The sequence below is a fragment of the Veillonella sp. CHU594 genome, assembly GCF_003992265.1.
Lineage (GTDB): Bacteria > Bacillota > Negativicutes > Veillonellales > Veillonellaceae > F0422.
The window spans coordinates 50,666-63,606 of the sequence record NZ_RQVB01000006.1 but is presented as its reverse complement, the minus strand read 5'-3'; the positions used below and the strand labels follow the sequence as shown (position 1 = coordinate 63,606).

General features: G+C 37.7%; 12 protein-coding genes and 5 tRNA genes. 15 read left to right on the top strand and 2 right to left on the bottom strand.

Annotation, left to right across the window (positions count from 1 at the left end; genetic code table 11):
- Positions 1-3 precede the first annotated feature (3 nt).
- The 11 genes from rsfS (at position 4) to EO111_RS05000 (ending at position 5,713) form a co-directional block, all read left to right on the top strand.
- A complete protein-coding gene (rsfS, locus tag EO111_RS05050) occupies positions 4-363 on the top strand; it encodes a ribosome silencing factor (RefSeq protein WP_127010912.1) in 360 nt (119 codons plus the stop codon).
- Between the two features lies 1 nt (position 364).
- Positions 365-1,282, top strand: coding sequence for a S1 RNA-binding domain-containing protein (locus tag EO111_RS05045; RefSeq protein ID WP_126941090.1), 918 nt, complete (start codon positions 365-367; stop codon positions 1,280-1,282).
- An 11-nt stretch (positions 1,283-1,293) separates the two neighbouring features.
- Positions 1,294-2,634, top strand: coding sequence for a Trk system potassium transporter TrkA (trkA, locus tag EO111_RS05040; RefSeq protein ID WP_127010911.1), 1,341 nt, complete (start codon positions 1,294-1,296; stop codon positions 2,632-2,634).
- A gap of 28 nt (positions 2,635-2,662) precedes the next feature.
- A complete protein-coding gene (locus EO111_RS05035) occupies positions 2,663-4,177 on the top strand; it encodes a TrkH family potassium uptake protein (protein WP_127010910.1) in 1,515 nt (504 codons plus the stop codon).
- Entirely contained in the window at positions 4,143-4,733 is a 591-nt protein-coding gene (locus tag EO111_RS05030; RefSeq protein WP_127010909.1) for an MBL fold metallo-hydrolase, read from the top strand. The genes EO111_RS05035 and EO111_RS05030 overlap by 35 nt, the downstream gene beginning before the upstream one ends.
- Before the next feature lie 126 nt (positions 4,734-4,859).
- Positions 4,860-4,935: transfer RNA gene (locus EO111_RS05025), tRNA-Asp, on the top strand.
- Between the two features lie 6 nt (positions 4,936-4,941).
- A tRNA-Phe gene (locus tag EO111_RS05020) sits at positions 4,942-5,017 on the top strand.
- Positions 5,018-5,020: 3 nt separating this feature from the next.
- A tRNA-Gly gene (locus EO111_RS05015) sits at positions 5,021-5,095 on the top strand.
- Between the two features lie 7 nt (positions 5,096-5,102).
- Positions 5,103-5,177, top strand: a tRNA-Cys gene (locus tag EO111_RS05010).
- A 14-nt stretch (positions 5,178-5,191) separates the two neighbouring features.
- Positions 5,192-5,280: transfer RNA gene (locus EO111_RS05005), tRNA-Leu, on the top strand.
- An 88-nt stretch (positions 5,281-5,368) separates the two neighbouring features.
- The gene (locus EO111_RS05000) at positions 5,369-5,713 is read left to right on the top strand and encodes a hypothetical protein (RefSeq protein WP_127010908.1); all 345 of its coding nucleotides are present in this window, start codon (positions 5,369-5,371) and stop codon (positions 5,711-5,713) included.
- A 75-nt stretch (positions 5,714-5,788) separates the two neighbouring features.
- Here the strand turns inward: EO111_RS05000 and EO111_RS04995 are convergent, their stop codons facing one another.
- Positions 5,789-7,015 (bottom strand): MFS transporter, encoded by a 1,227-nt coding sequence (locus tag EO111_RS04995; RefSeq protein ID WP_127010907.1) that lies wholly within the window; start codon positions 7,013-7,015, stop codon positions 5,789-5,791.
- Positions 7,016-7,496: 481 nt separating this feature from the next.
- Between EO111_RS04995 and EO111_RS04990 the strand changes: the two genes are divergently transcribed.
- Both EO111_RS04990 and EO111_RS04985 read left to right on the top strand, forming a co-directional pair.
- Positions 7,497-8,006 (top strand): Lrp/AsnC family transcriptional regulator, encoded by a 510-nt coding sequence (locus tag EO111_RS04990; protein WP_062403287.1) that lies wholly within the window; start codon positions 7,497-7,499, stop codon positions 8,004-8,006.
- On the top strand, positions 7,975-9,186 hold the full coding sequence (locus EO111_RS04985; protein WP_240629052.1) for a pyridoxal phosphate-dependent aminotransferase: 1,212 nt from the start codon (positions 7,975-7,977) through the stop codon (positions 9,184-9,186). Before EO111_RS04990 ends, EO111_RS04985 begins: the two co-directional genes overlap by 32 nt.
- A gap of 261 nt (positions 9,187-9,447) precedes the next feature.
- Here the strand turns inward: EO111_RS04985 and EO111_RS04980 are convergent, their stop codons facing one another.
- Positions 9,448-11,142, bottom strand: a complete 1,695-nt coding sequence (locus tag EO111_RS04980; RefSeq protein ID WP_127010906.1) for a DUF438 domain-containing protein — start codon at positions 11,140-11,142, stop codon at positions 9,448-9,450.
- Between the two features lie 332 nt (positions 11,143-11,474).
- Here EO111_RS04980 and EO111_RS04975 point away from each other — a divergent pair, with 332 nt between their 5' ends.
- Positions 11,475-12,074: an abortive infection protein gene (locus EO111_RS04975; RefSeq protein WP_127010905.1), complete on the top strand. Its 600-nt coding sequence runs from the start codon at positions 11,475-11,477 to the stop codon at positions 12,072-12,074.
- Positions 12,071-12,922, top strand: coding sequence for a nucleotidyl transferase AbiEii/AbiGii toxin family protein (locus tag EO111_RS04970; RefSeq protein ID WP_127010904.1), 852 nt, complete (start codon positions 12,071-12,073; stop codon positions 12,920-12,922). Before EO111_RS04975 ends, EO111_RS04970 begins: the two co-directional genes overlap by 4 nt.
- Positions 12,923-12,941: the final 19 nt, after the last annotated feature.

The following is a 12,941-nucleotide window of genomic DNA, read 5'->3' as shown; positions in this document are numbered from 1 at the left end:
AGAATGAAAAAGAAACAAGATATTTTAGGAACAGTAAAAATCTTAGCGCAAGCTGGATATGATAAAAAGGGAGAAGACATTTCCATTATGGATATGGAAGGTCTTACCATGTTAGGAGATTATTTCTTAGTGGTTACAGCAAACAATGTGAAACATGCACAAAGTGTAGCTGATGCCATTGAAGATGCCGGTGCAGAGCAAGGTATGACCGTATTACATCGCGAAGGATATCGTGAAGGAGACTGGATTTTACTTGATTTTGGTGATGTCATTGCCCACGTATTTACAGGTGAATACCGCCATTTCTATGGCTTAGAAGAATTGTGGAAGGATGCACCGAGAGAATCCTTTGAAGGAGTCTAATATGGCTAGTACTTTATCAGAAAATACTATTGCTACGCTAAAGGTATTGCGTCAAAGTGATCAAGGGTCTTTTTTAGATGGTCAAACAGGCAATACGAATGACGATATTTTGTTGCATAAAGACCAACAAACTAGTTCCGTTGCGATTGGCGATGAAGTGACAGTATTTCTATACAAAGATCCCAAAGGCCGCTTGACAGCAAGTATGCGTTTACCAGCTATGAAGGAAGGTCAAATTGGTTATGTTGAGGTCATTAATACAACAAACTTTGGCTGTTTCGTAGAAGTAGGAACAGAACGGGGGATTTTTATGCCCCATGCAGAAATGCGTGGGCGCCCTCAAAATGGTGAAAAAGTTTGGGTTCGTCTCTATAGTGATAAGTCAGGTCGTTTAGCTGTATCCATGGATGTGGATGATGCTATGCGGCGTGCTTCAAAACCTGCTACAGATGCTAAAATAGGGGGCATGGTGAAAGGTGCCATTTATAACATGACCAGCGAAGGGGCATTCTTAATTACTCCTGAACGATGGATTGCGTTCATGCATCGCAGTGAAATGACACGATCTTTAAAAGTAGGGGAACTCATTGAAGGCCGTATTACCTTTAAACGTGATGATGGACGGATCAATATTTCTATGCGTCCTGTCAAAGAAGAGGCACTCGCTTCAGATGGAGCAAAAATTATGACCTATTTAGGCAACCGGCATGGGCGGATGCCTTATGGTGATGGCACATCAGCACCTATCATTAAAGATAAATTTAACATCAGTAAGGCTGCTTTTAAACGTGCCTTAGGGCATCTGATGAAAGCAGAGCTCATTGTACAAGAAGATGGGTGGACTTTGCTAACAGAGAAAGGGCAAGCCACTTTACTAGAGGCGGATGAACAATCTGCTACCGTAGAGGAAACAAAATAGGGGGAGATGTCATGAAAATTGTGGTAGTAGGTGCTGGTAAAGTAGGCTACTCCTTGGCTCAGCGATTGGCGCAAGACCAACATGATGTGTATGTCATTGAAAAAAATGGAGATCGCATTAAAAATTTAGAAAATAATTTAGATGTGAATTTAGTGCAAGGGAATGGTAGTAGCATCGCCTTATTGCAAGAAATAGGAATCGAAGATATTGGTATGCTTATTGCTGTAACGGATTCGGATGAAGTTAATATGCTGGCTTGTATGCTTGGTAAAGCGGCTGGTATTCCTAAGACGATTGCTCGAGTTCGGGAAACAGAGTACGAAAATGATACCAATGCACTTATTCGTGAGAGATTAGGAATAGACCTTTTTATAAATCCAGAAATGGTAACGGCTCAAGAAATTTATAAAATTCTAAAAACGCCAGCTGCATTAGATGTTGAAGAATTTGCTAGCGGAGCCGTGCGGTTAGTAGAATTTAAAATTCGTAATAATCATGATATTATGGGTATTCCTTTACGCTCCCTAGAATTGCCGCCAAATGTATTGGTGGTAGGTATTATGCGTGGGGGAGAAATGATTATTCCACATGGTAATAGCACGTTGGAATATATGGATAATGTATTCTTCCTAGGGGCTACTGAAAGTATTGATACCGTAGAGGAATGGTTACATGAAACTACTCGGCCTACACAACGTGTTGTTATCATTGGCGCAGGTCTTATTGGTAGAAATTTAACACTGCTTTTAGAACAAGATGGGTATGATGTAAAAGTCATTGAAAAAGATATCGAACGCTGTGAACAATTAGCTGCTATAATAGACCGTTCTATTGTGATTCATGGTGATGGAACAGATATTGATCTATTAGGGGCAGAAGAAATTGGTGATACGGATGTTATTATTTGCTTAACAGATGATGATAAACTCAACTTATTGGTGGCATTATTAGCGAAACATATGGGGGTACCTAAAGCATTTGTTCGTGTAGGACGATTAGAGTATATTACGTTAATGGAACAGGTAGGTATTGATGTAGCTTTTTCACCAAGATTATTAACATCTGGACAAATTTTAAGATTAATTCGAGAAGATGAAAATCTTATTAATATTTTTACCTTTGAAGGATCTAAAGCTGAAGCTGTAGAAATAGAAGTGACAGAAAAAACATCTTTGCTCAATAAGCATCTAAGAGATTTGAAATTGCCAGGAAAATCGCTAGTGGGGGCTATTGTCAGAGAACATCAAACGATTGTTCCTAAAGGAGATACTTTGTTGCTTGAAGGAGATCATATAGTTATCTTTACATTGCCAGAAAATATTAACACTTTGTTAGCGTATATTAATAAATAAGAAGGGATTTTTGAAAGGAGAAGGAATCATGCGCATTCAAAATATTATGCGAGTCGTTGGACAAGTGATACTCATTTTAGCCTCCTTCATTATGGTTCCCTTTTTCTTTGGTGTATTGGATGAAGGGACTTTTTACTACTCGTTTCTTATCACATCATGTATAGCAGGAGGAGTAGGGTTTCTATTATATCATTATGGAACAAATACGAATGTGTATAGTGTACGAGATGGATTTCTAGTAGTGAGTGCAACTTGGATTCTGGCCTCTATATTTTCTGCATTGCCTTTTTACTTTAGTGGAGTACTTGAGCAATTTGTAGATGCTTTATTTGAGTCTGTGTCAGGTATAACGACTACTGGGGCAAGTATGATTGATGATGTAAGTGCTTTACCAAGAGCCTTTATTTTGTGGAGGGGGCTTACCAATTGGATTGGTGGTATGGGGATGATTGTCTTAGTGTTAGCATTCTTGCGTAATTTAGGGACTGGAGTAGCTCCATTAGTTGAAGCAGAGGCTTCTGTACCAAGACCTGGGGTTGTATTACCAAGAATCCAATCTATGGCCGGGAACTTGCTGAGAATTTATTTAGGATTTACATTTACTTGTACTTTTCTATTATGGCTAAGTGGCATCGGTTTATTTGAAGCACTTAATTTTACCTTTGCTACGGTAGCTACAGGTGGATTGGCCCCAATTACTGGCAGTACATTTAGATATGCTGATTCTTATTTAGTCTGTATCATATTAATAGTATTTATGATATTGGCAGGTGGAAACTTTGCAGTCTATCAATCTGTATGGCAACGGGGAATCAAAGAGATTTGGAGAGATTTTGAGTATAGAATCTATCTTATCACATTGGCAATTGGATCAACTCTAGTTTTATTTGCCTTAGTATGGGAAGCTGGAGATGCTAATATTGAACATTTACTAAATGCTATTTTTACACTTGTTTCTATGCAGACTGGGACTGGATTTGCTATTGCAGATTATAACTTATGGCCTAGCTTAGGGCAAATGGTATTATTTATGGGAATGTTCTTTGGTGGTTGTAGTGGTTCAACTGCAGGGGGACTTAAAATCATACGAATAATTATCTTGGCAAAAAGTAGTATTCTCTATCTACGAAAAGCTATTCATCCCGATATGGTACAATTGGTACGACTCAATGGTTATGTATTACCTAATAAATGGTTACAGATTACGCAACAGTTCTTTTTTCTTTATATGCTCATCTTTGGCATTTCCTCTGTGATTATTTCCTCAACGGGATTACCGTTGGCAGATGTACTACCATTGGTAGCAGGAAGTTTGGGGAATGTAGGCCTTGCATTTGGCTCATTAGGACCCACGGAAAGTTTTACCATATTGGCACCTATTGCAAAGATAGTTTGTATTATTGATATGTTATTAGGACGGTTAGAGTTATTTACCTTATTGGTGCTATTACATCCAGGATTTTGGCGCGGATATTTTACAAAGAAAGAAAATGGATATAGACGATTCGATGGACATCATAAGAACGCCTCAAGGCTTGTATAAAACAAATTGTTATATTCTGAAAGAAAATGGATACGCTCTTATTATTGATCCAGGCTTTCATGGACAGCGTATCATGAAAGAATTACAGGATGTGACACCAGTAGGTATTGTGCTGACCCATGGCCATGCAGATCATATTTGTGCCGTAGATACGTTGATAGAATCCTACCATATCCCTGTGTATATGCATGCTAAAGATGAGGAACTATTATTAGTCAAACGGCGTATGCCATCGGGGTATAAAGAACGATTTACTTCTCCATATGTTGCGTTAGAAGAGGGGCCTTTACAGATAGAACCTTTTTCTTTACATGTATGGGAGGTGCCAGGGCATAGTGCAGGTAGTGTATTTATTGGGTATAAGCATATTTTATTTACAGGAGATACCTTATTTAAGGGGACTATAGGAAAAGTGAATACCTATAATGGTGATTCAAAGGCTATGGAAAAGACATTGCAAAAAATTATGACTTTAGACCCATCTTATGTGATATATCCTGGACATGGTTCGAGTACTACATTGAGATATGAATTAGGGACTAATCCATATCTGTAGGTACTCCCATAATGCATGAAATGGCTTGTACAGCTGATTTCAGAGAAATAAAAAATGTTTATAAAAAAATATAAAAAAGTATTGACGAGAAATATGAAATAGGGTATACTAACAAAGTAGTCAAATGGCCCCGTGGTGTAGCGGTTAACATGTCGCCCTGTCACGGCGAAGATCGTCGGTTCAAATCCGATCGGGGTCGCCACTACTTGCCTCGGTAGCTCAGTCGGTAGAGCAACGGACTGAAAATCCGTGTGTCGGCAGTTCGATTCTGCCCTGAGGCACCATTTGCGGAAATAGCTCAGCGGTAGAGCACCGCCTTGCCAAGGCGGGGGTCGCGAGTTCGAATCTCGTTTTCCGCTCCACTTTTTTGGCGGCATAGCCAAGCGGTAAGGCAGAGGTCTGCAAAACCTTTATTCCCCAGTTCGATTCTGGGTGCCGCCTCCACAAATTCCACCCATGCCGGGGTGGCGGAACAGGCAGACGCAACGGACTTAAAATCCGTCGGTTAGAAATAACCGTACCGGTTCGATTCCGGTCCTCGGCACCATTTAGACCAACTTCGGTTGGTCTATTTTTTTATGTGTAAATGGACTATAATGTAAGTATCATATAATAAGTGTGCGTAGGGAGGAACTATGAATACAGTTACTGACGTTGATCGATTATATAATGCTATTGAAATTAACGAAAGAACATTTCAGTTTTTTCAAATCGATGTACAGTCCTATGGAATACAACAAGTAAATAAAGGAAGCACACAATTTTTTTATATTTTACTTGAAATCATGAATGGAAAATTTAATTGTAATTTAGAGGTTATCGTAAACTGTTATGATGAGTTAGGTACTATAATCTATAGTAATGAGAGGACAGTTTATATAGAAACATATATTGGCTATGATACTCTTAAATTTTGGTGTAATGATACTAATTTGATCGATAGGACGAATAAAATTCGTATATTTGTAAAAAAAGAATAATATAAAATTGCCATATACCGATATGCATATGTAAGTTATAGCATAGGGTATATGGCAATTTTTATGTGTATATACTTATTGATGTTGTGGCATCTCTTCTTCGTAGATAGATTGTTCTTTCACAGGACGATAATAGAAGGCATAGAGTACTAAGACAATGACTGGAATGATGGCAGATACAATATAGATTCCGCTGTAGGATAGTAAGCCATGTAAGATTCCTAATGTATAAGGTCCGACGCCTAATCCAAGATCTAGACCAATAAAATAGGTGGAAAGAGCCACCCCAATTTTGGCAGGTTCTACGGCTTTCAAACAAATCGCTTGACCATTCGACATGAAAGTACCATAGCCTAAGCCGACAAAGGCTCCGGCGATAAGTAGTAACGCTGCATTGAAGCTATAAGCGATGAGTAAAAGACCAATCGTTAAACATACATAGCTAGGGTACATGACAGCATTTTCGCCACGTTCATCGAAGATACGACCTGCAATAGGACGGGTCACGGTAATCACAAGGGCATAGACCACAAAGAAGAAGGCTCCTGCTGTAATGAGACCGATTTCATGGGTAAAGATAGAAAGGAAACCGAGTACGCTAGAATAGGCTAAGCCCATTAGGAATCCAAGAAAGGCGATGAAGGATACACGTGGTTCAATGAAATTCTTCATAGACCAAGATGTCATGGAGGCTGTTTCCGTAGAGGATAGTACTAAATTTTGTACAGGGAATCGTAAACAAGCGATGGCAACACCGATGGATAATAAGACAGCTAAATAAATAATCCACGTAAAACCAACGGCAGGTAATAAAATCATGCCAATGAAAGGGCCAATAGCCGCGGCTAAGCTAGTGCTAAGACCATAATAATTGATACCTTCTCCATCTTTCGATTTTGGAATGTAAGCAGTGACTACCGCATTGGCAGCGGTGGATACGGTGCCATAAGCAAAGCCATTTAGGAAACGGACTGCATCTAAGATTAGAATGTCTTTGGCAATGAGATACGCAAGGGTAGTGAGAAAATAAAATATGGCTCCGTACCGAAGTACCTCTTTACGGCCGATAAGTTCTAAGCGTTGTCCCATGATAAGGCGAGCGAATAAGGTACCAATAATATAGATACCAGTAGCGAATCCTGCTTCCGCAACGGTGGAATGAAGTTCTTTCGTAGCATAGCTTGCAGTGATAACTACAAAGCAGTAGTACACTAAAAAGACAATAAAATTAATGACAGTAATACTGATGAACCCGGAATTAAATAGAGTTTCTTCTTGATTTTGTATCGATTGGGCATTCATGGATAACTCCTCCTTTTGTAATACGTTCTATAGAATATACCTAATTGCGAATCTTGTAAAGGTTATATAAATATTTTCTATAGAACTTAACTAAGTTAACAATATATGGGTAGGTACATAGGAGAAAAGAGTAGGTAAGAATAGTGATGTGAGCGTATTATATAAATCAATTTAGTGTGTTCCCGACGATTGGGAAGGGGAAGCACAGATATAAAATTTTTTTAGAGTGTGACTATCCACGAAGTTAGAAACTGGTATGGAAGAAACACCAACATGAGGGGATGCGTTGTATCTCTAGTCCGATCATCAGTATAGACTTGCTTCGAGCAGACTATCTTGCGATTAAATTGTGTAGGTGTAATATAATGTATTGCTACTTTCAGAGAAACTGACTATAATAAAAAGAAAAGCATTGAGAATTATATAACAATGCTATAGTTTACAAGATATAGATGTGAATCATAAGAAAGGAGTCTCCCTTATGACAGTACAATTAGACACATTGGATCATCGTTTATTACGTTTATTAGATGAGGACGCCTCCATGTCGGCTGCCGACCTCGCCATTATGCTCAATAGTGAAGAAGCACATGTGGCAAGTCGTATTCAAGCCTTCGAGGAGTCTGGTATTATTAAACGGTACCAAGCAGTCATTGATTGGGAACAAGTAGACCAAAATAAATCTACTGCTCTTATCCAATTAGGTGTGACTCCTGCTCCAGATCAAGGCTTTGATAAAGTGGCAGAACGAATTATGGAATTTCCAGAAGTACAAGGTGTATACCTTATGTCTGGTAGCTATGATTTGACGGTTATCGTGGAAGGGGCCAGCATGCGTGATATTGCTTTGTTTGTATCTCGCCGTTTATCTACATTAGATTCAGTGCTTTCCACCACAACAAACTTTATCTTAACGCGTTATAAAGATAATAATATTGTGTTCCACACGGGTGGAGTTCGTGAAGATCGGAGAAATGTATTCGATGATTAATTATGACAACTATTTAAATGCTGAAATTAAAGCAGTTAAACCATCGGGGATTCGACGTTTTTTTGAAATTGCTAATGAATTAGATAATGTCATTTCCCTTAGTATTGGTGAACCAGATTTCGCTACGCCCTACCATATTCGTGAAGAAGGTATTAATACATTAGAAAAGGGAAAAACTTGGTATTCTCCTAATCGTGGTTTTATGGAACTACGGGAAGAAATTGCTAAATGGTTAGAACGGAAATATCACGTGTCCTATGACCCAGCAACAGAAGTGATTGTAACGGTAGGTGGCTCAGAGGCTATTGATTTAACCTGTCGTACCTTATTAAACCCAGGGGATGAAGTGTTGATTCCCGTGCCAAGCTTTGTGTGCTATACGCCATTAGCAGAATTGTGTAGTGCCAAACCAGTGCAGATCATCACGAAAGAAGAAGATGAGTTTCGTTTGACTCCAGAGGCGATTGAAGCGGCTGTAACAGAGAAGACAAAGCTGTTAGTATTACCATTCCCTAATAATCCAACAGGAGCGGTATTACGCCGTGAGCATTTGGAAGCTATTGCAGAAGTGGTTATCAAGCATGACTTATTTATTTTGTCCGATGAGTTATACAGTGAACTTACCTATGGTGATGAACCACATGTATCTATTGCATCTATACCAGGTATGCAAGAGCGGACAATCTTAATTAATGGATTTTCCAAAGCCTATGCGATGACTGGTTGGCGCCTTGGATTTGCCACAGGTCCAGCACCGATTATTGCACAAATGACGAAGATGCATCAATATGGTATTATGAGTGCTCCGTCTATGTCTCAATATGCAGCTATCGAAGCGTTAAAAAATGGGGATAAAGATATCCAATACATGCGTGAAGAATACGATATGCGTCGTCGCTTGTTGGTGAGCGCTTTCAATCGTATGGGACTTCATACATTCGAGCCAGAAGGGGCATTCTATGTATTCCCGTCCATTAAGAGCACAGGCATGACATCGGAAGAGTTTTGTGAAAAACTACTCTATGATCAACGTATTGCCATTGTTCCTGGTAATGCCTTTGGCGATTGTGGTGAAGGATTTGTTCGTGTAGCCTATTCTAATTCCTTGCAGAATATCAAAGAAGCGGTAAAACGGATCGAAATATTCTTGGAAAAAATTAAAAATAAAGAGATTGAGTAATAAAAAAGACAGACATAGTTTTGCAGTAAAACTGTGTCTGTCTTTTTAACGTTTATACAATACATAGGTCCGTCGGCGAATTGTATAGTGGTATTTGAAAAGAATAGGTGTAAGAATACAATGGGCTGTAACAAAATAGCCTACCAATACAATAGAGGAAAGTTGAACAAACAGCATCAACTTTCCTCTACTTTTATATTTTTAATAAGTGGGGCTGTAGCAACATGTAAAAATGTATATGTTGTTACAGTCCCCAATATACTATTGATTCTTATATTTGAAAGCTAAAATAGCTTGGATTAATGCATCTAATGTCATCTCACCACGTTCTGCCACCATGGATAAAGTAGCTTTATGTTTCATTAATTTAGCAAGTGGAGAATTTAGCATTTTAAAGTTTGGATTGATATGAATCATGTGATCTTTTAGACCAGGGATTATATCAAATAGAGGGAATAGTTTGGTATCTCCTGTTAAACCTAGATCATTTTCATAGACCGTAGATTGTGGTGTGCTTTCTGGCACCGTACCTTGTTCAGTTGAGTTAGTTGTACTATCCTCTTGGCGTACATGTTTGTAATCGATGTGGTCTACGGCATGGTACGCAGAATTAGAACCTTCCCAAATAAGTTCTTTCCGAGAACCGCTTAGGCTACGAATATGCGTGCAATCTTGAACCATTTCTAAAATACCTTTAAATTGACCTTCTTCATTGCGCACGGCGATGTATTCGATGTGGATGAATAGGTCCGGCTTGTTAATCCACATTTCAGCGTAATCTTGTCTACCAGCTTTGAAAGAATCGATAATTTCTTGTACTAAAGGTAGACTTTTCTTTGGATGGCAGTTTTGTACGATGCGACCGATGATATTAGAGCTGCGAGGGAAGATGCGGTGCTTTGTATCATTATAGAAACGAACTAAGTCGTTTTCATCCACGAAAGTAATATCTACAGGTAAGAATTTAAAGATTAATTTAATTTGTTCAATTGTCAAGGAGCCCACAGCTAGGTCGTGCGTTTGTTCAGGATTTCCGTTGATACCGTATTTGCCCACTAATTGTGCTAACTCTTGTAAAAGAGCGCTAGGGTTACCAGTACCACCTAATTGGGTGTTTTCATGATTTTCTACATCAGCATGATTATGTTGTGTTGTTATATGGCCCACATTTACAGATGCCTCTCCAAGGTTCTTAGGTTCCGCATCAGGACGGCCTTTATAAAATGGAGGAGGGGCGATGAAAGCAAACCCAATTTCATGATCACCTTGGCTCATAGTAATGAAGTCACTGTCTTGTAATAACTTCCATGCTGTTGGGATTAGTACTTCTTTTTCTTTGTTATTGAGGTCACGGATAATATCGATGACGTCTGCTTGTTTTGCTAAAAATTTAGACTCTTGTCCAGATTCTAGCAGTTGTTTACTTTCAGAGATGGCATCACGAACAGCGTCATCAAAAGTCCACATGATTTTCGTAGGGCGATCGAAACCATACCGCTCTAGGACTGGATATAATTGATTTTGTTTGCGAGCCAAATGGATGCGCCAAGTAGTGAGGGCATCATATACACCAAGCCAAGGGTTGAGAATGAAGTGAGGTGCTTGTAACAAAGCTTCCATTTCTGTTAACTGTTGTTCCATGGCGTTGATTTCATTTAGATACACTGTTAATGGATGATGTTCAGGATATTCATTGTTCGCACGAATTAAAATACCATCAAATAATTCTAATAAGTCATCCATACGATGGGTGATTTCTTCGTCAGTATAAGAACCTTTTAATTGTTGCTCGCCATAAGCAAATTCATCAGGTGTACAAGTGCCGATTTTTTCTTTCAATAACGTACGAGCTGTTTCTAAATCTAAGGTGCCACCGAGAAAGCGGTCTTTAATATCGATCATAACTTCCATTCTGTCGTTGCCTGTAAGACCAAGGGCCTGTTTCATTGTATCCATGTGCGTATCCTTTCTGTGTTTACTATTAATATAATCATTGATATGGTACCATCATTTGCAGATGCTTTTTTGACTGAAAGTTGCTGAAAGAATGCAGACATTCTTACAAATGTAGATACCATGGGTCTAGCGTGATAGAGTATATGGAGCGTTCTCTCATAGGAGTCGCTCCCTTTGATGTTTTTAGTATACAGTAAATAAAAATAATTTTCAGTTGCTAGGGATACAGAATTGAAACGTTTTGTGGAAAAGAAAATTAAATAAAAGTAACCATTGGTTTGACTATTATTCTTATAAGATATAAAATTTAAGAATAAAAAGGTGGTGATTATATGGATAAAAAAGAAAGATTATTAAAAAAAATAGAAGAAAATTGTGGAGTGATTACAACAAAAGAAGTCTTAGAGTTAGGGTTTCATAAAGATACGATAAAAGCATTAGTGCTAGATAATACATTGGAAAAAGTAGCGACAGGATTATATGCATTTCCTCATGAGAATATTGATGAGTATTTATATTTCTCACATCGTATAAGAAAAGGGGCTTTTTCACATGAGACAGCTGCTTATTTACATGGGTTGACGACAAAAATACCTAATAATTTTGTTATGACTGTTATGGTTGGAGATAATGTTAGTCGAGTATCGAAGGTAAAAGACAATATTAACTTTAAATATGTAAATAAGGATCAGTTTAGTGTTGGGAAAGTAGAACAATTGAGCCCTTTTGGGCATCTTATCATAACATATGATAAGGAAAGAACGGTACTTGACATAATTCGTGATAAAAAGCGAGTTGATGCACAAGTTTTCAGAGAAGTAATACGTTCATATTTTTTTAGTAACGATATAAATTTATTAAAACTGTCTAAATATGCAGTAGAACTAGATATGGAAGATGAATTGAGACAATATACGGAGGTCATGCTATGAAAACAGCAGAACAAATTAAAGGAGCAATTCGTAATATATCTAAGAAAACTGGAGTAAACCCAAATTCATTATTACAAATGTGTCTATTTGAGGGTGTTCTAGAGAAGTTGTCTAAGTCACAATATTGTGAAAATTTTATCTTAAAAGGAGGCTTGTTAATATCATCTTTAATTGGTGTTGATATGAGGAGTACGATGGATATGGATACAACAATTAAAGGCTTGCCGGTAAATGAAATGACAATTAGAGATATTTTAAAAGAAATTTTAACTATTTATATTGAAGCAGATGTTGAGTATGAATTGTTAAAGTTAGAGCCTATAAGAGAAAAGGGAGTCTATGAAGACTTTTGTGCGACAATACGTTGTAGGCTTGGAAAGGTTAATGCTATATTACATATAGATATTACAACCGGTGATGTTATTATTCCGAAAGAGATGCATTATTCATATTCTAAAATATTAGAAACTGGAACAATACCTATAATGACATATACATTAGAAACAATTTTAGCAGAAAAGTTTGAAACTATTACAAGTAGAAATATTACAACAACAAGAGCAAGGGATTTTTATGATTTGTATATGATATATTCACTTTATAAGGACAAAATAAATGAAGAAATACTGTGTGAGGCAATACAAGAAACCAGTCGTCACAGAGGTACGTATGAGATGGTATTAGAATATAAGGATATTTTAAATTTATTGCGTAATAGTATAGGAATGCAAAATATATGGAAAAAATATATAGATTCTAATATGTATGCAAAAGATATAGAGTTTGAGGATACTCTTAAGATATATGAAATATTAGGGAATATAATGGTATTACATTCAAATAACTAAAGTAAATAGCCTGCGCATC